Source organism: Streptomyces venezuelae, assembly GCF_008642275.1.
Lineage (GTDB): Bacteria > Actinomycetota > Actinomycetes > Streptomycetales > Streptomycetaceae > Streptomyces > Streptomyces venezuelae_E.
Genome location: NZ_CP029189.1, coordinates 6,172,334 through 6,191,920 on the forward strand (window position 1 = coordinate 6,172,334; position 19,587 = coordinate 6,191,920).

20 protein-coding genes are annotated in these 19,587 nt (G+C 70.6%); 15 read left to right on the top strand and 5 right to left on the bottom strand.

Annotated elements, in window-relative coordinates; translation table 11 throughout:
* The first annotated feature begins 276 nt into the window (after window positions 1-276).
* Together DEJ51_RS27305 and DEJ51_RS27310 are read left to right on the top strand one after the other, a co-directional pair.
* Complete coding sequence (locus DEJ51_RS27305) at window positions 277-879, top strand: hypothetical protein (RefSeq protein ID WP_150260241.1); 603 nt, start codon at window positions 277-279, stop codon at window positions 877-879.
* A 436-nt stretch (window positions 880-1,315) separates the two neighbouring features.
* Complete coding sequence (locus tag DEJ51_RS27310; protein WP_150260242.1) at window positions 1,316-1,933, top strand: dihydrofolate reductase family protein; 618 nt, start codon at window positions 1,316-1,318, stop codon at window positions 1,931-1,933.
* Between the two features lie 46 nt (window positions 1,934-1,979).
* On the opposite strand, the gene DEJ51_RS27315 is transcribed toward DEJ51_RS27310, so the two are convergent.
* Both DEJ51_RS27315 and DEJ51_RS27320 read right to left on the bottom strand, forming a co-directional pair.
* Window positions 1,980-2,432 carry a hypothetical protein gene (locus tag DEJ51_RS27315; RefSeq protein WP_150260243.1) on the bottom strand — a complete coding sequence of 151 codons (453 nt, stop codon included), beginning with the start codon at window positions 2,430-2,432 and terminating at the stop codon, window positions 1,980-1,982.
* 4 nt (window positions 2,433-2,436) lie between these two features.
* The gene (locus tag DEJ51_RS27320; protein WP_150260244.1) at window positions 2,437-2,808 is read right to left on the bottom strand and encodes a hypothetical protein; all 372 of its coding nucleotides are present in this window, start codon (window positions 2,806-2,808) and stop codon (window positions 2,437-2,439) included.
* Between the two features lie 110 nt (window positions 2,809-2,918).
* On the opposite strand from DEJ51_RS27320, the gene DEJ51_RS27325 reads away from it, so the two are divergent.
* Window positions 2,919-3,857 carry a DMT family transporter gene (locus DEJ51_RS27325; RefSeq protein ID WP_150260245.1) on the top strand — a complete coding sequence of 313 codons (939 nt, stop codon included), beginning with the start codon at window positions 2,919-2,921 and terminating at the stop codon, window positions 3,855-3,857.
* A gap of 63 nt (window positions 3,858-3,920) precedes the next feature.
* Here the strand turns inward: DEJ51_RS27325 and DEJ51_RS27330 are convergent, their stop codons facing one another.
* Window positions 3,921-4,934, bottom strand: a complete 1,014-nt coding sequence (locus DEJ51_RS27330) for a Gfo/Idh/MocA family oxidoreductase (RefSeq protein ID WP_150260246.1) — start codon at window positions 4,932-4,934, stop codon at window positions 3,921-3,923.
* Window positions 4,935-5,159: 225 nt separating this feature from the next.
* Between DEJ51_RS27330 and DEJ51_RS27335 the strand changes: the two genes are divergently transcribed.
* From DEJ51_RS27335 to DEJ51_RS27375, 9 genes are all read left to right on the top strand, one after another.
* Window positions 5,160-6,140 carry a substrate-binding domain-containing protein gene (locus DEJ51_RS27335; RefSeq protein ID WP_190620669.1) on the top strand — a complete coding sequence of 327 codons (981 nt, stop codon included), beginning with the start codon at window positions 5,160-5,162 and terminating at the stop codon, window positions 6,138-6,140.
* The gene (locus DEJ51_RS27340; RefSeq protein WP_150260248.1) at window positions 6,137-7,180 is read left to right on the top strand and encodes an ABC transporter permease; all 1,044 of its coding nucleotides are present in this window, start codon (window positions 6,137-6,139) and stop codon (window positions 7,178-7,180) included. The genes DEJ51_RS27335 and DEJ51_RS27340 overlap by 4 nt, the downstream gene beginning before the upstream one ends.
* Complete coding sequence (locus DEJ51_RS27345) at window positions 7,147-8,118, top strand: ATP-binding cassette domain-containing protein (RefSeq protein WP_223835985.1); 972 nt, start codon at window positions 7,147-7,149, stop codon at window positions 8,116-8,118. The genes DEJ51_RS27340 and DEJ51_RS27345 overlap by 34 nt, the downstream gene beginning before the upstream one ends.
* Complete coding sequence (locus DEJ51_RS27350; protein ID WP_150260249.1) at window positions 8,115-9,290, top strand: ROK family glucokinase; 1,176 nt, start codon at window positions 8,115-8,117, stop codon at window positions 9,288-9,290. Before DEJ51_RS27345 ends, DEJ51_RS27350 begins: the two co-directional genes overlap by 4 nt.
* On the top strand, window positions 9,287-9,886 hold the full coding sequence (locus DEJ51_RS27355; protein ID WP_150260250.1) for a hypothetical protein: 600 nt from the start codon (window positions 9,287-9,289) through the stop codon (window positions 9,884-9,886). The genes DEJ51_RS27350 and DEJ51_RS27355 overlap by 4 nt, the downstream gene beginning before the upstream one ends.
* A 20-nt stretch (window positions 9,887-9,906) precedes the next feature.
* Window positions 9,907-10,539 (top strand): MBL fold metallo-hydrolase, encoded by a 633-nt coding sequence (locus DEJ51_RS27360; RefSeq protein WP_150260251.1) that lies wholly within the window; start codon window positions 9,907-9,909, stop codon window positions 10,537-10,539.
* 30 nt (window positions 10,540-10,569) lie between these two features.
* On the top strand, window positions 10,570-11,355 hold the full coding sequence (locus DEJ51_RS27365; RefSeq protein WP_150260252.1) for an exodeoxyribonuclease III: 786 nt from the start codon (window positions 10,570-10,572) through the stop codon (window positions 11,353-11,355).
* A 71-nt stretch (window positions 11,356-11,426) separates the two neighbouring features.
* Window positions 11,427-11,867, top strand: coding sequence for a DUF6278 family protein (locus DEJ51_RS27370; RefSeq protein WP_150260253.1), 441 nt, complete (start codon window positions 11,427-11,429; stop codon window positions 11,865-11,867).
* 116 nt (window positions 11,868-11,983) lie between these two features.
* Complete coding sequence (locus DEJ51_RS27375; RefSeq protein ID WP_150260254.1) at window positions 11,984-12,727, top strand: amino acid ABC transporter ATP-binding protein; 744 nt, start codon at window positions 11,984-11,986, stop codon at window positions 12,725-12,727.
* A 60-nt stretch (window positions 12,728-12,787) separates the two neighbouring features.
* On the opposite strand, the gene DEJ51_RS27380 is transcribed toward DEJ51_RS27375, so the two are convergent.
* Window positions 12,788-14,374, bottom strand: coding sequence for a CocE/NonD family hydrolase (locus DEJ51_RS27380; protein ID WP_150260255.1), 1,587 nt, complete (start codon window positions 14,372-14,374; stop codon window positions 12,788-12,790).
* Window positions 14,375-14,511: 137 nt separating this feature from the next.
* Window positions 14,512-15,684: an Ig-like domain-containing protein gene (locus DEJ51_RS27385; RefSeq protein WP_150262181.1), complete on the bottom strand. Its 1,173-nt coding sequence runs from the start codon at window positions 15,682-15,684 to the stop codon at window positions 14,512-14,514.
* A gap of 305 nt (window positions 15,685-15,989) precedes the next feature.
* On the opposite strand from DEJ51_RS27385, the gene DEJ51_RS27390 reads away from it, so the two are divergent.
* The 3 genes from DEJ51_RS27390 to DEJ51_RS27400 are packed head-to-tail and all read left to right on the top strand — an operon-like array spanning window position 15,990 to window position 19,584.
* The gene (locus tag DEJ51_RS27390) at window positions 15,990-17,099 is read left to right on the top strand and encodes a lipid II:glycine glycyltransferase FemX (protein WP_223836223.1); all 1,110 of its coding nucleotides are present in this window, start codon (window positions 15,990-15,992) and stop codon (window positions 17,097-17,099) included.
* Between the two features lie 32 nt (window positions 17,100-17,131).
* Entirely contained in the window at window positions 17,132-18,859 is a 1,728-nt protein-coding gene (murJ, locus tag DEJ51_RS27395; protein ID WP_150262182.1) for a murein biosynthesis integral membrane protein MurJ, read from the top strand.
* A 41-nt stretch (window positions 18,860-18,900) separates the two neighbouring features.
* A complete protein-coding gene (locus DEJ51_RS27400) occupies window positions 18,901-19,584 on the top strand; it encodes a response regulator transcription factor (protein ID WP_150260257.1) in 684 nt (227 codons plus the stop codon).
* Window positions 19,585-19,587: the final 3 nt, after the last annotated feature.

Consider the following 19,587-nt stretch of genomic DNA (forward strand, 5'->3'; position numbering starts at 1 on the left):
AGGGCCTGGTCGTCTGGAGCGGGGTGACCGATGAGGCGGCACGTGTTATCTCCACAGGAATAAGCGAGACTTAGCTCGCCCTTCTCGCAATCGGTTGCTTTATTGGCTCCCAGCAGTAAGCCTGAGGCCCCGCCAGATTTGACTGGCGGGGCCTCAGTTTGGCCGCAATCACGGACAATCCATCCTCGAGAAGAACGGCCAGTTCAAGTGGGTGGGACCGAAGGGGAACCAAAAGGGTGCAGGTTACTTCTACGGTAAGCTCATGGACGTTCCAGGGTGCTGAAGGGTGAGGGTGTGACGGTGGTGGACGCTGAGATCCTGGAGCGGGCAATGGAGGATTGTGGTCTCAGGTTTCTGGGATTCAGGCATGGAACGGGAATCCCTCCTTACGTTGCGGGGATGGTTACGTCCTGCAGTGCCGACGAAGGTCGCCGGGATCGGACTGCCGCACTTGAGGACCCTGATCGAGTTTCCCGGGCGAATGTCGACTGGTTCGAACTGGCAACAGAATTCGGACTGCTCTCCGTCGACCGTCAGTTCCTGCTCTCCATCAGCGTGCCGCACCCAGATTCGGTTGACGATTCGGATGTTGAGGGAGTCTGGGGGCTGGTCGAACTCATGGATGACTGGGACATCATGGGTGCAGGTTGTGCGGTCGGCATCACAGGTAGCCCGTATGGTTGTCCTGCGTTCGTCATGTCGGCTCTCGACGGATCTGTCTTCGTGCAAGGCACGGTATGGCAGGACACTATCGGGACCGCCGTCCTTCCCAATCCTCATCGTGTTCAGTCCCTCCGGGATGTTGCCCGCCTCAACGTCGGGAAGTCCTACCGGTCATCCGCTGAAAATGAGGACACGTTGGCTTGGCTCGCCAGGTAGGGCGAGGCCGAAGTCTCGAGCCGGCCCAATAGGGTGAGCAGTCCCTGTGCCGGCGTTGCGGAGGGCTCCGCCCCGCTCCTCTTACCTCTGGGGCTCGTGAGGGCCACGCAAGTGCAATGTGCAGCCCCGTCAGACCGCTTCTGGCGGGGCTGCTGCGCGTCGTGGCGGCAATAGCGGAGGCCAAGGCCGACTTGCCGGGCTCCCGCCAGCGCTTCACGTTCGTTAGCCCCGCAGCGGGGGGTGGACCGCTGCTACCCCTCTGTCTCATGACGAGGATGTAGCACCTCAACGTCCGCTGGCACCCGACTCTTTAAACCTCAGCGGTCGCGATCGAAGGCAGTGCGGTGGGCGCTCGCGTGTCGTCGCGATGAGTTTCGGTGGGTCCGGGAGGCTGCATGCGTGCAGGGACGGACCATCGAGCGAGGAGCGCAGAGCCATGGGGAAGCTGACACTGACCACCTTCGTGACGCTGGACGGCGTGATGCAGGCGCCCGGGGGGCCCGAGGAGGATCCGAGTGGGGGGTTCGCGTACGGGGGGTGGGTCGCGCCGTTCGCCGATGAGGGGATGGGGGAGTTCATCACCGAGGTGTTCGGCCGGGCCGGGGCGTTTCTGCTCGGGCGGCGGACGTACGAGATCTTCGCCGCGTACTGGCCGGCGCACGACGACCCAGCCGACCCCGTCGCGGGCAAGCTGAACCGGCTGCACAAGTACGTGGCCTCGACCACGCTGGACGAGGCGGCCTGGGGGCCGGCCACCGTGCTCGACGGGGAGCACCTGCAGGGCGAGATCGTACGGGTCAAGGACGCGCTGGACGGGGAGCTGCAGGTGCACGGCAGCGGGCAGCTCGCGCAGTGGCTGCTGGCCCGGGACCTCGTGGACGAGATCAACCTGCTGGTGTTCCCGGTGGTTCTCGGCGCGGGGCAGAGGCTGTTCCCGACGGGCGGGCTGCCGACCGCCTATGAGCTGGTGAACTCCCGTACGACGTCTGCCGGGACGGCTCTCCAGACCTACCGGCCGACCGGACGGGCGTCGTTCGGTACCGTCGGCGCCTGAGTCGGCGCCTGAGCCCGGCGCTGCGCCCGCGCCGCGGCGCCGTTCCTCAGCGGGCCGGATGCCACCGGAACCAGTAGTCGAGTCCGTCGGCCCGGTAGCGGTCACCGTCGTCGAATCCCAGCTCGCCGATCAGGCGCCGTGCGTCGGCGGGCGGTTGCCGGTGCGGGGCGAGCAGCGGGGTCAGCTCGTCGTAGCGGGCGTCGACGCCTCCGTGCCCCGGATGGCTCTCCGGGCCGGCCTCCCCGGCCTCGCTGCGCTGGTTCCACCTGACGAAGATCGCCCACTGCTCGCGCTCCAGCACCACCGCGGCCTCGCTCGCCGGCCACACGAGGTACTCGTCGCACTCGTCGGCGTGGTCGTAGTCGTGGCCCTGGAAGTAGTGCGGCCTGCCGTCGACGTCGGCGAGGCCCGCGCGCGGGCCGTCGTACCACTCGAACTCGGCGTACACGCGCCGGAAGCCGCCCGCGATCAGCCGCTCCGTGTCCCACACCTCGGCCATGCCCCTACCGCCGGTCCAGCGCCAGCTGGACCACGCGGCCCTCGCGCAGGACCAGCAGGTCCGGGGACTCGTGCTCGTAGAAGCGGAGCCGGCCGACCGGGCCCGGCGGGCGGATGTGGGGGGCCAGGAGCAGCAGAAGGTCTTCCATCTCCGGGAGCTGTTCCTCGTGGACCTCCTGGCGGGCGGTCAGCGCCCAGCCGCCGCGTACCGCCGGAGCGAACTCGCCGACGAGCATGCCGCCGACGCGCCACGCCGGGCCCCGGGCCGAGAGGAGGCCGTCCGGCGATGTCAGCTCGCGCCGCACCTGCGCGAGCACGTCGTCGGGCGTGCTGTCGAGCAGGTCGAACGCCAGGTCCAGGGCGTAGAGATCAGCCATGCGCCGATGCTACGGGGCGGGCGCCGGGGGCCCGGAAAGAGGTCGCCCGGCATGATCGGCTCCGGTACGGTGGCCCCGCACCGTGCGAGCCGCCGACGTCTCCACCCCCGATGAGCCGTTGGAGAACCGCGTTGACCGTGATCTCGCCGTCCGCCCTGGAAGCACCCCGCCGGGCCTGGCTCGCCGATCTGCCCGTGCTGGCCGTCGCCGTCGTCTGGGGCGGCAGTTATCTCGCCGCCAAGGGCATCACCACCGCGCACACCGTCATCGCCGTGCTCGTGCTGCGGTTCGCCCTGGTCCTGCCCGTGCTGGTCGTCGCCGGGTGGGCGCGGCTTCGCGCGCTGCGTCCCGCCCAGCTGCGCGGCGCCGGGCTGCTGGGCCTCGTACTCGGCGGGATCTTCCTGCTGGAGACCTACGGGGTCGTCCACACCTCCGCCACCAACGCCGGGCTGATCATCAGCCTGACCATGATCTTCACCCCGCTCGCCGAAGCCGCCGTCAGGAAGCAGGCGCCGTCCGCCGGCTTCCTCGGCGCCGCCGCCGTCTCCGTGGCCGGGGTCGTGCTGCTCACCCAGGGCGCCGGGTTCTCCGCGCCCAGCGCCGGTGACCTGCTCATCCTCGGCGCCGCCCTCGCCCGGACCCTGCACGTCCTGCTGATGGCCCGCATCGAGGCCGTCCAGGACGCCGACTCGCTGTCCTTGACCACCGTGCAGCTCGGCGCCGCCGTGCTCGTCTTCGCCCTGCTGGCCGCCGTACCCGGCACCGGCGCGACCCCCTGGGCCGCCGCCGCGGACTTCGGACCGGCCCAGTGGGCCGGGCTCGCCTTCCTCTCCGTCTTCTGTACCCTCTTCGCCTTCTTCGTGCAGATGTGGGCCGTGCGCCGCACCTCGCCCTCCCGGGTCAGCCTGCTGCTGGGCACCGAACCCCTGTGGGCCGCCGTCGCCGGTATCGCCGTAGGAGGGGAGGAGCTGGGCGCCCCCGGCTACGCCGGAGCGCTCCTGGTGCTCGTCGGCACCGCCTGGGGCCGCAGCGCCGTGACGACCGGCTGAGCGTGTCCGGAAAGCGTCGCGGCCACGGGTGATCACCCGCCGTACTGTGGCCCCGTGCCCCCCTTACAGAGCCGGCAGGTCCGGGAGCTCCTCCAGCCGCACGCGGCGCCGCTCCCTGCGCGAGAGTTCGCAGGCCTCCGCGATCCGGAACGCCGCCAGCGCCTCCAGGCCGTCGCACGGGTTGGCGCCCTCGCCCCGCACCAGCTGGACGAAGGCCGCGAGCTCCGCCTCGTAGGCCGGGGCGAACCGTTCCAGGAAGCCCGTCCACGGCTTGCTCGCGGGGGGCGGGCCGTGCGGTTCGGTGGACGCGATCGGCGTCCGGTCGTCCAGCCCCACGGAGACCTGGTCCCGCTCCCCGGCCAGCTCCATCCGCACGTCGTACCCGGCGCCGTTGCACCGGGTGCCGGTCGCCGTGACCAGGGTCCCGTCGTCCAGCGTCAGCACGGCCGCCGCCGTGTCGATGTCGCCCGTCTCCCGGAACAGCGCCGGACCGGCGTCCGACCCGGCCGCGTACACCTCGGCCACCTCGCGCCCGGTCACCCAGCGGACCATGTCGAAGTCGTGCACCAGGCAGTCCCGGTACAGCCCGCCCGAGGTCGCCAGGTACGCGGCCTCCGGCGGCGCCGGATCGGCCGTCATCGTCCGGACGGTGTGCAGCCGCCCCAGGGTGCCCGAACGCACCAGCTCCCGGGCCGTGCCGTAGCCCGCGTCGAAGCGGCGCATGAAGCCCACCTGGAGCAGCCCGCCCGCGGCCCTGACCTCGCGCAGTGCCGCGAGGGTCCGGTTCAGGTCCGGGGCCAGCGGCTTCTCGCAGAACACCGGGAGCCCGCCGCGGACCGCCCGTACGACGAGGTCCGCGTGCGCCTCGGTCGCCGACGCGACCACCACCGCGTCCACGCCCCAGGTGAAGACCTGCTCCACGGACGGCGCGGCGGTGGCCCCGAGCCGGTCGGCGAGGCGTGCCGCCCGTGCGGGGTCGGCGTCCGCGAGCAGGAGCGAGCCCGCCGCCGGGTGGCGTGCCAGTACCGCCGCGTGGAAGGACCCGATCCGGCCCGTTCCGATCAGCCCGATGCGCATGCACTCAACCTGACCCTGTCGGCGGAACCTGTCAATCCGCCCGCGCATGTCAACCTGCGCGTGCGTGCCCCGATGACCCTTCATGGTCGACTGTGGCGGATACTGGGCGGCTGGATCGGAATGGAGCCGGAATGACCGGATTGGTGACCGGCTCGACGACGGACCGAATTGGTGACGAGGGAAGGGCGCGGCGACGTGGCTAGGGTTCGGACAGGAGTACGCGTCGTGGGCGCCGTGCTCGCGGCGGTACTGGGGGCCTCGCTCGCGGGCTGCAGCAGTACGGGCGGCAAGCGCGCCGAGGAGCGCGCGAAGGCCGCCGAGGCGGGCCGGCCGGCCGTCTCCACGCCGCGCTGGACCTTCGCGATGGTCACGCACGCGGGCGACGGCGACACCTTTTGGGACATCGTCCAGAAGGGCGCCAAGGAGGCCGCGGCGAAGGACAACATCAACTTCGTCTACGCCCACGACGACCAGGCCCAGCAGCAGGCGCAGTTCGTGCAGAACGCCATCGACCAGAAGGTCGACGGGATCGTCGTCAGCCTGGCCAAGCCCGAGGCCCTCAAGGACGTCCTCGCCAAGGCGGTCAAGGCCGGCATCCCGGTGATCACGGTCAACTCCGGATCGGCCCAGTCCGCCGAGTACGGGGCGCTGACCCACATCGGCCAGGACGAGGTGATCGCGGGCGAGGCCGTCGGCACCGAGCTGGACAAGCGCGGGAAGAAGCGGGCCGTCTGCGTCCTCCACGAGCAGGGCAACGTCGGGCACGAGCAGCGCTGCGCCGGCGCGAAGAAGACCTTCTCCGGAACCATGGAGAACCTGTACGTCGAGGGCACCAACATGCCCTCCGTGCAGGCGGCGATCCAGGCCCAGCTGCAGGCCGACCCCTCGATCGACGCGATCGTCACCCTCGGTGCGCCCTTCGCGCCCACCGCCGTCAAGGCGAAGGACGCGGCGGGCAGCAAGGCCGAGGTCGACACCTTCGACCTCAACGCCTCGGTCGCCCGCGACCTGAAGTCCGGCGCCCTCGGCTTCGCCGTCGACCAGCAGCCCTACCTGCAGGGCTACGAGGCCATCGACCTGCTCTGGCTCTACCGCTACAACGCGAACGTGCTCGGCGGCGGCCGCCCCGTGCTCACCGGACCGCAGATCGTCACCGCCGCCGAGGCGGCGAAGCTGGAGGAGTACATCAAGCGGGGCAGCCGATGAGCGCGGTCGCACCCGTCGGCGGGCGCGACGAGCGGCTCGCCCCCACGTCCACGCTGCGCAAGCTGCTCGCACGCCCGGAGCTGGGCTCGGTGGTCGGTGCCGTCGCCGTCTTCGTCTTCTTCTCGATCGCCGCCCCCAGCTTCCTGCAGGCCTCCAGCCTCAGCACGGTCCTGTACTCGGCCTCCACCATCGGGATCATGGCCGCCCCGGTCGCCCTGCTGATGATCGGCGGCGAGTTCGACCTCTCCGCGGGTGTCATGGTCACGACCTCGGCGCTGGTCAGCTCGATGTTCAGCTACCAGATGACCGCGAACGTCTGGGTCGGCGTCGGCGTGTCCCTGCTGGTCACCCTGGCCATCGGCTTCTTCAACGGGTTCATGCTGACCCGCACGAAGCTCCCCAGCTTCATCATCACGCTCGGCACCTTCCTGATGCTGACCGGCCTGAACCTCGGCTTCACCAAGCTGATCACCGGCACCGTCTCCACCAAGACCATCGCCGACATGGAGGGCTTCTCCTCGGCCCGCGCCCTGTTCGCCTCGCAGTGGAACATCGGCTCGGTCACCCTCAAGGTCACCATCCTGTGGTGGTTCGCCATCGTGGCCGTCGCCACCTGGATCCTGCTGCGCACCCGCGCCGGGAACTGGATCTTCGCCGTGGGCGGCGGCGCCGACGCGGCCCGCGCCACCGGCGTGCCCGTCGTGAAGACCCGTATCGGCCTCTACATGGGCGTCGCCCTGTGCGCCTGGATCTCCGGCCAGCACATCCTCTTCTCGTTCGACGTGGTCCAGTCGGGCGAGGGCGTGGGCAACGAGTTCCTCTACATCATCGCGGCCGTCATCGGCGGCTGTCTGATGACCGGCGGCTACGGCTCCGCCATCGGCTCGGCGGTCGGCGCCTTCATCTTCGGCATGACCAGCAACGGCATCGTGTACGCCCAGTGGAATCCGGACTGGTTCAAGTTCTTCCTCGGCGCGATGCTCCTGCTGGCCACGCTGCTCAACGCATGGGTCCGCAAGCGGGCGGAGGCGACCAAGTGAACACGACCGACAACAAGCCGCCCGCGCCCACCGGGGCCGCCGCGCTGGTGAAGCTGACCGACGTCAGCAAGTTCTACGGGAACATCCGTGCCCTCCAAGGGGTCTCCCTGGAGGTCTCGGCCGGCGAGATCACCTGCGTCCTCGGGGACAACGGCGCCGGCAAGTCCACCCTCATCAAGATCATCGCGGGGCTGCACCGGCACGACGCCGGCACCTTCGAGATCGAGGGCGAGCAGACCGTGCTCGCCAACCCCCGAGCGGCCCTCGACCACGGCATCGCCACCGTCTACCAGGACCTCGCCGTCGTCCCGCTCATGCCCGTCTGGCGGAACTTCTTCCTCGGCTCCGAGCCCACCAGGGGCCGCGGCCCCCTCCGCCGCCTCGACGTGGACCTCATGCGCGAGACCACCCGCACCGAGCTGCTGCGCATGGGCATCGACCTGCGGGACGTGGACCAGCCCATCGGCACCCTGTCCGGCGGTGAGCGCCAGTGCGTGGCCATCGCCCGCGCCGTGTACTTCGGGGCGAAGGTCCTCGTACTCGACGAGCCCACCGCGGCCCTCGGCGTCAAGCAGTCCGGAGTCGTCCTCAAGTACGTCGCCGCCGCCCGGGACGCGGGCCTCGGTGTGGTTCTGATCACCCACAACCCGCACCACGCGTACCTGGTCGGGGACCGTTTCGTCCTCCTCAAGCGCGGCACCATGGCAGGCAGCCACACCCGCGACTCGATCACGCTCGACGAGCTCACCCGGCAGATGGCAGGCGGCTCCGAGCTCGACGAACTGAGCCACGAACTGGAGCGAGTGGCAGAATCAGGGACAGGCGCCCCCCACGCCACGGCCGCGACGGACGCCGCAGCCGGTCGGAGCGGCCCGGCCGGCGAGGCCGACCGGACCCCCCGAAACACCGCATCCAAGAGGGACGACACGACTCGATGAGCACGTACCGGGACTTCACGCTCACCCACCGGGGGTCGGCGCGAGGCACCGTCCTGCGGACCATCGGGACCCGGGAGCGCCGGTCGCACCTGACGGCCCCGCGCGTCCCCACGGTCGGCATCGACATCGGCGGCACCAAGGTCATGGCCGGCGTCGTCGACGCCGACGGGATCATCCTGGAGAAGATCCGCACGGAGACCCCGGACAAGTCCAAGAGCCCCAAGGTCGTCGAGGACACCATCGTCGAACTGGTGCTGGACCTCTCCGACCGGCACGACGTGCACGCGGTCGGCATCGGGGCGGCCGGCTGGGTCGACGCCGACCGCTCCCGCGTGCTGTTCGCACCCCACCTGGCCTGGCGTGACGAGCCGCTGCGCGACGCGCTCCAGTCCCGCCTCGCGGTCCCGGTCATGGTCGACAACGATGCCAACACCGCCGCCTGGGCGGAATGGCGCTTCGGCGCCGGACGGGGCGAGGACCACCTCGTCATGATCACGCTCGGCACCGGCATCGGCGGGGCCATCCTCGAAGGCGGCCAGGTCAAGCGCGGCCGGTACGGGGTCGCGGGCGAATTCGGCCATATGCAGGTCGTCCCCGGCGGCCACCGCTGCCCCTGCGGCAACCGGGGCTGCTGGGAGCAGTACAGCTCCGGGAACGCCCTGGTCCGCGAGGCCCGCGAGCTGGCCGCCGCCGACTCGCCGGTCGCGCACAACATCATCGCCCGGGTCGGCGGCAACGTCGCCGAGATCACCGGACCGCTGATCACCGAGCTGGCCCGTGAGGGCGACGCCATGTGTGTCGAGCTGCTCCAGGACATCGGCCAGTGGCTCGGCGTCGGCATCGCCAACCTCGCCGCCGCCCTCGACCCCTCCTGCTTCGTCATCGGCGGCGGCGTCAGCGCCGCCGACGACCTGCTGATCGGCCCGGCCCGGGACGCCTTCCGCCGGCACCTCACCGGTCGCGGCTACCGCCCCGAAGCCCGTATCGCCAAGGCCCAGCTCGGACCCGAGGCGGGCATGGTCGGCGCCGCCGACCTCGCCCGGCTCGTCGCCCGCCGCTTCCGCCGCGCCACCCGCCGCCGGGTCGAGCGCTACGAACGGTACGAGCGCTACGCGCAGCAGCTGGGCCGACGCGACCCCGCCGCCGTCCCCGAGGACCAGGACGAGAAGTGAACCCGCCGAACCCGCCCACCCTGCCCCACCAGGCCTCCGCCCCCGACGCCGAAAGCACCCCGGCGCCCACCGCCGAGGACCGCAGGCACGTCGTCAAGCGCCGCTGGATCACCGCGATCATCATCCTGCTGCTGATCGGCGTACCTGCGGGCTACCTGGCGATCTCCACCCAGCAGAGCCGCGAGAGCGGCCGCGACAAGGCCGCCAAGGTCGGCGCGTCCAAGGTGCGCCCCGGCTGGCCCTCCAAGGTGCAGCGCAGCATCTACGAGGTCCCGGTACCGGACAAGGCCTGGCGCGTCGGGTTCCTGGAGACCAACAACTGGCGCACCAGCCGGCTGTACGTCCAGTTCGCGGTCACCCCGCCGGAACTGGACGGCTTCCTGACCTCCCTCGGCATCAGCCGGGCGGACCTGACCCCCGGCGTCTCGGTCTCGGCACACGACACCTCGATCGCCGGCTGGCACTGGAAGCCGCAGACCCGGTGGCTGGGCACCACCCTGGAACAGGACGACCCGCGCCCCACCCGGGACGTCACCGTCGACCTCACCGACCCCAAGGTCTCCAAGGTCTACGTGGTCTCCTCCACCACCCCGTGACCAGCCCTTAGCCTGGGATCATGAAGCTCACCAAGCGGCTGCACTCCTGCGTCCAGCTGGAGAAGGACGGGCGCACGCTCGTCATCGACCCGGGCGCCTTCAGCGAACCGGACGCGGGCCTGGGGGCGGACGCCCTGCTGGTCACGCACGAACACCCCGACCACTTCGAGGAGGGCCGGCTGCGGGCCGCCCTCGACGCCGATCCGGCGGTCGAGCTGTGGACCCTGCGCAGCGTCGCCGAGAAGCTCGCCCCCGCCTACCCGGGCCGCGTCCACACGGTCGGCCACGGAGACGCCTTCACCGCGGCCGGGTTCGAGGTCCAGGTCCACGGGGAGCTGCACGCGGTGATCCACCCGGACATCCCGCGCGTCACGAACGTCGGCTACCTGGTGGAAGGTTCCGTCTTCCACCCCGGGGACGCCCTGACCGTGCCCGGGGTGCCCGTCGAGACCCTGATGCTCCCGGTGCACGCCCCGTGGAACAAGGTCTCCGAGGTGATCGACTACCTCCGCGAGGTGAAGCCGCGCCGGGCCCTGGACATCCACGACGCCTACCTCTCCGACCTCGCCCGGCCGGTCTACGACGGGGCCCTGGGCGCCCTCGGGGGCACCGACCACGGGCGACTCACCGCGGGGGACTCCGCCGAACTGTGACTGTCGGTGCCGGGCGGTAGGTTGGCACGTATGCGTATCGCCACCTACAACGTCAACTCCATCACCGCCCGGCTGCCGCGCCTGCTGGCCTGGCTGGAGAGCTCCGGCACCGACGTCCTGTGCATCCAGGAGACCAAGTGCTCGGCGGAGCAGTTCCCGCACGACGAGCTGCGTGAGCTGGGCTACGAATCGGCGGTCAACGCCACCGGCCGCTGGAACGGCGTGGCCCTGCTCTCCAAGGTCGGCCTGGAGGACGTGACCCTCGGGCTGCCCGGCGGGCCCGACTACGAGGGCGTCCAGGAACCCCGCGCGATCTCCGCCACCTGCGGCGGGGTCCGGGTCTGGTCGGTGTACGTGCCCAACGGCCGCGAGGTCGAGCACGACCACTACGGCTACAAGCTGGACTGGTTCCGCGCCCTGGCCGGGGCCGTCGCCGCGGACGCGGCCGGTCCGCGGCCGTTCGCCGTGCTCGGCGACTTCAACGTGGCCCCGACCGACGAGGACGTCTACGACCCGGCCGTCTTCGCGGGCCTCACCCACGTCACCCCCGCCGAGCGCGCCGCCCTGGAGGCGCTGCGCGCCGTCGGGCTCTCGGACGTCTTCCCGCGCCCGCTGAAGTACGACCGTCCCTACACCTTCTGGGACTACCGCATGCTCGCCTTCCCCAAGAACAAGGGCATGCGCATCGACCTGGTCTACGGGAACGAGCCCTTCACCAAGGCCGTCACCGACTCCTACGTCGACCGCGAGGAGCGCAAGGGCAAGGGCGCGTCCGACCACGCACCCGTCGTCGTCGACCTGGACCTCGACCGGTAGGCCCCATCCGGGCCGACGGATCCAGGCGCGCCCTGTGGTCAGCGGCGGATCCTGGTGCGACGCTGGGCGGTATGAACATCCCCTTCCTGGACAACTGGCTGAACCGACGCGAAACGGAACAGGGTGCGGGACTCGCCGCCGCCCTCGCGGACGACCCCGAGGGCGTCGCCGAGTTGTTCTCGGAGTGCGAGATGCTGCGGGCCCAGGCACGGGCGGCCGGTCTTGAACTCGACGAGAGCCAGGCCTCGTTGGAGGCCCTGGACCAGCTGATGCCGCGCTGGAGGCGGGATCCCGAGGCGGTGCCCTGGCTCGGCAACGACGCCGGCTTCTACCTCGGGACCGTGATCATCCGGACCGTTCCGGGGGCGCTCTGGCGGGTGTGGCCCAACGGCCAGCCGGTGATCCGGCTGGCTTCGGGACGGGAGCTGAACGTGATCGAGTCGGGCCTGTCGTGGGCGATGACCGGATCCCCCGAGCTCAGCCAGGCGTACGCCGAGGCCTCCGAGGGCTGACGCGGCCGACACCCCGGCGTGTCGCGCCCCGTCCCGTGCGAAGTACCCCTCCGCGGCTGGATAGTTTGCGCTGGGGACCGGGAGACACCGGCACCGACGAGTGGGCAGGGCAGCACATGGCCGTCGAATCGTTGATCGAGCTGCGGGACGTCAACAAGCACTTCGGCGCGCTGCACGTGCTCCGGGACGTCAACCTCACCGTCGGCCGCGGGGAGGTCGTGGTGGTCATCGGCCCCTCCGGCTCCGGCAAGTCCACCCTGTGCCGGGCGATCAACCGGCTGGAGACCGTCGAGTCGGGCACGATCCTGATCGACGGGGAGGCGCTGCCCGCGGAGGGCAAGGAGCTGGCCCGGCTGCGGGCCGAGGTGGGGATGGTCTTCCAGTCCTTCAACCTGTTCGCGCACAAGACCGTCCTCGCCAACGTCTCGCTCGCGCAGGTCAAGGTCCGCGGCCGCAAGCGGGGCGAGGCGGACCGCCGCTCCCGGGAGCTCCTGGAGCGGGTCGGCCTGGCCGACCAGGCCGAGAAGTTCCCGGCCCAGCTCTCCGGCGGTCAGCAGCAGCGCGTGGCGATCGCTCGCGCCCTCGCCATGGACCCCAAGGCCCTGCTCTTCGACGAGCCCACCTCCGCACTCGACCCGGAGATGATCAACGAGGTGCTGGAGGTCATGCGGCAGCTCGCCCGCGAGGGCATGACCATGGTCGTGGTCACGCACGAGATGGGCTTCGCCCGCTCCGCCGCGAACCGTGTGGTGTTCATGGCCGACGGGCGGATCATCGAGGACCGCACCCCGGAGCAGTTCTTCACCGCCCCCGAGAGCGACCGGGCCAAGGACTTCCTCTCGAAGATCCTCAAGCACTGACACCGCCCGGCGGCCGCTGCCGGGGGAGGGCGGGGGCCCGTACCCGGCAGCAGCCGTGGCTCACCGCTCGCGCAGCGGCACCGACACGTAGCTGGGGTCGTTGCGCGGCGAGGAGAAGGTCAGCTGTGCGCCGACGGGGTTGTGCTCGATGTAGAGCGGGTCGACGGTGTCGACGACGAGGGCGAGCCGGTGGCCCGCGGGGACGTCGTAGGCGGTGGAGAACAGCTCCAGGTCCACACCGAACGCCTGGCCCGGAGTCCTTCCGTGGAAGGTGTACGGGGCGTTGCTGACGAGCTTGCCGATGCCGAGCGGGCCGACGTCGTAGAGGTACGCGACGAAGGTGCCGTCGCCCCTGGTGGGGGTGACGGTGGTGTGCAGCTTCGCGGTACCGCGGATCCGGCGCGCCTCGCCGTAGCGCTCCGACTGCCAGACGGCCGCGAAGGCCCGGGGGAGCAGGGGGATGGAGGCGATCGGAGGCGCCTTCGCGAACTGGTCGAGGGCGCTGGAGAGCAGGAGGATGCCGCCGTTGGCACCGGAGTCGACATTGGCGAAGAGGTGCTCGCTGTCGGAGAGCGCCAGCTTCTCGGTGCCCCCGGAGCCGACCGCCTTCCAGTCGGCGTAGCCCTCGTACCCTTCGTTGCTACGGGACTTGATCTGCACCGGGGCCTCGGTGTCGATGCCGTTGCGCTCGCCCTTGAGGTAGCGGTCGAACCAGCGGTGCGCGTTGGTCCAGGTGTCGTTGGGCAGGCCCAGCAGGCCGGTGCCCTCGGCGGTGGCATGGTCCCCGGGCCGGAACTCAAGACGCTTGGGGCCGGTCAGCCGCTCGTAGAACTTCGCATACTGGTTGGGCGGGAAGATCGTGTCCCCCCAGGCGTTGCCGAGCATGATCGCGGCACCGTTGGCGTTGATCCGGTCCACCTGCTCGGAGGCCGAACGCTTCCTGCCCCACTCGATCATCTGCTGCTCCTGGTCCAGCCGGGAGCCGAGGAAGTTGCCCAGGAGCGTCTGGAGTTCGGCTCCGGGGCGGCCGGTGAGGTATCCGGCGGCGCCGAGCATCGCGGCGGCCTGGAGGTGCTGGGTGCGGCCGGAGTAGATGGATTCGATGAGGTCGGCCCAGCCGCTCATCGCCACCACGGCCTTGACCCGGGGGTCGTGGGCGGAGGCCAGCAGGGTGATGCCGGCGGCGTACGAGACCCCGCCGAGGCCGATGCGGTCCGCGTCGGCGGGGGAGTTGGCGAGGGCCCAGTCGATGACGGCGCTGACGTCGGCGATGTCCGGCGGGCCGGCCACCTCGATGTTCCCGCCGGAGAGCCAGAAGCCCCGGGAGGTGTAACTGACCACGACGTAGCCGGAGTCGGCGAGCTTCTTGGCCTGGGCGATGTACTCGATCTGCGGCAGGCCCCAGCTCGTGGGCAGCACGATCAGCGGGTACTTCCGGCCGCTCTCGGCCCCGGCGGGGGTGAAGACGTTGCCCTTGAGGGTGATTCCGCCGGATCCCGGGATGTCGTGGAAGCGCAGCTGCGAGGAGGCGTCGGCGGCGGCTGCCGCGGTGGTGGCGGGAGCCGCCTGGGCCTGATGGGGGGCCAGGCCCAGGACGGCTGCCGCCAGAAGGGTCGCCACGGTCGCGGCGGTGGTGGTGCGTTGCATCAGTCGCTCCTCGCGCGTGCGCCGGGATTGTCAAAGTGACCCGACGGTAACGGGAGCGTGTTACCGAAAGTAACCCGTGAGTAAGTTACGCACTGGTAACGATTGGTTGATCGCGGCGGCCCACCCGCGCCCGGCCGTCAGCCGTTCTGCGGGGCGCCCGACAGCGCGCTCTTCGCCTTCCACTGGTCCCACGACAGGTTCCACTCGCCGTAGCCGTTGCCGATCTCCGCCTGGCCCTTCGAGCCCTCGCCGACCACCTCGAAGAGGTCGCCGACCTGGGACTGCCCGAAGAACTCCTTCGCGTCGGCGTCGCTCATCCCCACACAGCCGGAACTGCTGTTGGCGCGACCGAAGTTGCCGGAGTTCCACGGCGCGGCGTGCGCGTACATGCCGGACCAGGTCAGCCGCATCGAGTAATCGACCATCTTGTCGTAGGCGTTGTCCAGGCCCACCGTCTGGGAGTCCATCCGGATGGTGCCCTCCTTCGTCATGATCACCATCTTCCCGGACCACGACGCCTTCTTGCCGCCCGGAGTGCCGGCCGAGATCGGAACCGGCTTCTGCGCCTGGCCGTCCTGGGTCACCGTCATCTTCTTGCTGTCGAGGCTGACCTGGATCCGGCGGTCCTTGCCTATCTTGAACTCGGTGGTGTAGTCGCGGGCGAAGAGCCCGCCGCCCTTTCCGGAGTCCACGCCGTTCAGGTGCATCTCGACCTTCACGTCCGTGCCGGACTTCCAGTAGTCCTTGGGCCGCCAGTCGACGCGGTCCTTGCCGTCGTAGTCCTTGAGCCAGCCCCAGGAGCCCTCGGTGTTGTCCGAGGCGGTGACCTTGAGCTGCTTCTCGACCTCGGCCTTGTTCGTCACCGGGTTGTCGAAGACGAGGGACACGGGCATGGCCACGCCCACCGTGCTGCCCTTGGAGATGTTGATCGAGACCTTGTTCACCTTGTCGGCGGCGCTGGTCTTGAACTGGGCGGCGGCACTCTGGCTGTCGGTGTTCTGCGCCTCGACCTTGTACTCGGCTCCGGGCGGGGCGTTGCGCTCCGAGGTCCAGGTCTTCCCGTCGTCGGAGATCTTCCCCGGCAGCTCGGCGCCCTTGGCGTCGGTCACCTTCACCTGGGCGAGCTTGCCCTCGGCGACGGTCACCACCACCGGCTGGCCGGCCTTGACCTGATCACCCGTGAGGTTCACCGAGACCGCCATGGCCGTCTTCGGCTTCAGCTCGGCCTTGCCCTTGTCGTCGGCGCCACCACCGTCGCTCCCGCCCGAGCAGGCGGTCAGCGAGGCGGCCAGAAGTGCGGTGCCCGCCATGGCGGTGCGGCGTATACGGCTCAACGAAGGGGCCTTTCCAGGAGAGGCGGTGGTGAACGTCCGCAAAAGAGGATGCGAACGACTCGACTTTAGGTTCCGCAAACCGGAGAAAAAGTCAGCCTTTCTCTTGTGACGCCGACCGCAGCAAAACGGTCATCGTCCGGTCACAATCGCCGCGCAGTGCGGTCACGGTCGGCTGTGAAGGTCCTGTGAGAACCGTCAGGACGACAGGAAGGCCCTCTGCCGTGTGTGCACTGCTCGTGAACCCCGCCCAGCAGAACCATGACCAGGACGGGCAGCTCCGGGTGCGCGCCCTGTCCGTCACCGAATACCAGAGCTTCCTCCACTGGCACGGCGGTGCCAGCTTTCTCCAGTACCCCTCCTGGGCCCGGGTAAAGGACCTCTGGCGCTCGGAAAGGGTCGGATGGCACTATGCGGACGGCGAGATTCAGGGGGCCGGACTCGTCCTCTACCGGCAATTCCCCGGTACCCGTAAATACTTCGCCTATCTCCCCGAAGGGCCCGTCGTCGACTGGTCCGATCCGCAGATCGACCGCTGGCTGAACCCCCTCATGCGGCACCTGCGCGCCTCCGGCGCCTTCGCCGTCCGCATCGGACCCACCCCCGCCTACCGCCGCTGGGACGCGGCCACCGCCAAGGCCGCGACCGGGCCCGGACGGCAGATCTCCGACGTGCTCGCCACCGAGGTCGACCCGGTGGGCGCCGCCCTCGCCGACCGGCTGCGCACCCGCGGCTGGACGCGGTGCGGGGGCGAGGACGACGGCGACGCCCAGCCCCGCCACGTCTTCCGCGTGCCGCTGGCCGGCCGCACCCTCGACGAGGTGTGGTCGGGTCTCAACCAGGAATGGCGGCGCAACGTGCGCAAGGCCACGAAGTCCGGTGTGGAGACGGTCATCGGCTCCGCCGCCGACCTGCCGGAGTTCTACCGGCTGCTGCGCATCACCGAGGAGCGCGACGGCTTCCGGCTCGGCCGTTCGCTCGCCTACTACGAGCAGCAGTACCGGGTCCTGAACGAGGAGCAGCCCGGCCGCATGCGGCTCTACCTGGGTGTCTACGAGGGGGAGATCCTCGCCGCCCACACCATGATCTCCGCCGGCCGCCGGGTCTGGTACCAGACCGGCGCCTCCGCCGACCACCGGCGTGACGTACGGCCCAGCAACGCCCTGCAGTGGCGCATGATGCGCGATGCGCACGCCCTCGGCGCAGAGGAGTACGACATGCGCGGGGTACCCTCCACCCTCGACCCCGACGAACGTTCCTTCGGGCTGCTGCGCTGGAAGCTCGGCACCGGCGGACAGGTCGTCGAGACGCTGGGAGAGTGGGAGATACCGATGGACGGAGTCGCCAACGCGGCCCTCTACAAGGCGTTCCAGGCCTACCTGGCCCGCCGGTGACGGCGACCGGAACCGGGACCGGCACCGAAGCCATGGGCGCCGAAGTTGTGGGCGCCGAAGCCGTGGGCACCAAAACCGGCACCGAAGCCCCCGGAGCGGCCGCCGCCCCGGGCACGGCCGCCCCGGGAGCCGCCGACGCGCCCTCCGGGAAGACCTCCGTGCTGCGCAGCGGCGCCCTCATGGCGGCCGGCTCGATCGTCTCCCGCGCCACCGGCTTCATCCGCTCCGCCGTCGTCGCCGCGGCGCTCGGCGCCGCATTCCTCGGCGACAGCTACACCGTCGCCAACACGGTCCCGAACATCATCTACATGCTGCTCATCGGCGGCGCGCTCAACGCCGTCTTCGTACCCGAGCTCGTCCGGGCCGCCAAGGAGCACGCGGACGGCGGATCCGCCTACACCGACCGGCTGCTCACCGCCTGCACCGCCGCCCTCCTGGCGCTCACCACCGTCGCGGTCCTCGCGGCCCCGCTGATCGTCTCGGTGTACACCGACTACGACGGAGCCCAGGCGAGCACCACCGTCGCCCTGGCCCGGTACTGCCTGCCGCAGATCCTCTTCTACGGGCTCTTCACCCTGCTCGGCCAAGTGCTCAACGCCCGCGGCCGGTTCGGCGCGATGATGTGGACCCCGGTCCTCAACAACCTCGTCATCATCGGCGTCTTCGGGCTCTTCCTCTACGTGTCCCACGACGGGGCGGCCGGCCTCACGGCCGCCGAGACCCGGCTCCTGGGCCTCGGCACCACCGCCGGCATCGTCATCCAGGCCCTCGCCCTCGTCCCCTCGCTGCGCGCCGCCCGCTTCCGCTGGCGCCCGCGTTTCGACTGGCGCGGCAGCGGCCTCGGCCGCCCGCTGCGCAACGCCGGCTGGCTGGTCATGCTCGTCCTCACCAACCAGATCGCCTACTGGGTCGTCACCCGGCTCTCCACCACCAGCGGGCAGCACGCCGTGGACGCCGGACTCGCGGGCGGCGCCGGCTACATCGCCTACACCAACGCCTACCAGCTGTGGATCGTCCCGCAGGGCATCATCACCGTCTCCCTCGTGACCGCCCTGATGCCGCGGATGAGCGCGGCCGCCGCCGAGGGCGACCTCGGCGCCGTGCGCCGCGACATCTCCTACGCCCTGCGCTCCAGCGCCGCCCTCGTCGTGCCCGCCGCCACGCTCTTCGCCGCGCTCGCCCCCTGGGTGATGGGCAGCGTCTTCGAGTACGGCCGCACCGGCCCCGCCGACATCGAGGTCATGGCCGGCATCCTCGTCGCCTTCGCGCCCGGCCTGATCGCCTACTCCGCGCAGTACTGCCTCTCGCGCGGCTTCTACGCCCTCTCCGACACCCGGACCCCCTTCTTCCTCAACCTGGTCATCGCCGCGCTCACCGCCGGACTGTCCGCCGCCGCCTACTTCCTGCTGTCCCCGCGCTGGGCCGTCACCGGCATGGCCGCGGCCTCCTCCGTCGCCTTCCTCGCGGGCGCCGCCGTCACCGCCCGCACCCTCACCCGCCGGCTCGGCCCGCGCGCGGGCACCCGTACCGAGCGGCGCGCGACCGCCGTACGGACCCACCTGCGGCTGCTGCTCGCCTGCGCACCGGCGGGCGCCGCAGGGTACGCGGCCGCCCGCGCCGCCGACCGGTTCGGGAACTTCGCCGCGGTCGGGGCGGGAACCGTCGCACTGGCGCTCGTCGTCGTCATCCTTGCCGGGCCGCTGCGCCTGACGGAGATCAACGACATGCTGAACTCCCTGCGGCGCAGGTCCGGCCGCTGACGGGAGGCAAGGCCCCGTACGACCTTTGGGATACTGGCCGAATGCCACGCGTACTGCTGATCGAGGACGACCCTTCCATCCGCGAGGGGGTCGGCCTCGGCCTGCGCCGCCGGGGCCACGACGTGAGTTCCGCCGAGACCGGCGAGGAAGGACTGGCCCTGATGGGCGGATTCCGCCCCGAGCTCGTCCTGCTCGACCTGATGCTTCCCGGCATCAACGGCGTCCAGGTCTGCCGGCGCATCCGCGAGACCAGCCAGGTGCCGATCATCATGCTCACCGCGCGCGGCGACGACTTCGACATCGTCGTCGGCCTGGAGGCCGGCGCCGACGACTACATCGTCAAACCCGCCCGCACCGAGGTCATAGAGGCCCGCATCAAGGCCGTACTGCGCCGGCTCAGCGACCCCGTGGGCAGTCGTCCCGGGGTCGAGCACCACGGTGAGCTGACCATCGACCGCGCCGGACTGAGCGTCGCCAAGAACGGCGAGCGCGTACCCCTCGCCCCCAGCGAGATCAAGCTCCTGCTGCACCTGTCGGCCTCGCCCGAGCAGGTCTTCTCCCGCCAGCAACTCCTCGAATACGTCTGGGACCACAGCTACCACGCCGACGCCCGGCTCGTGGACGCCTGCGTCCGCCGGCTGCGCACGAAGGTCGAGAACCCCGACGCGAGCCCCCGCTACATACAGACCGTGCGCGGCTTCGGCTACCGCTTCGGTCCGCTGTAGGCA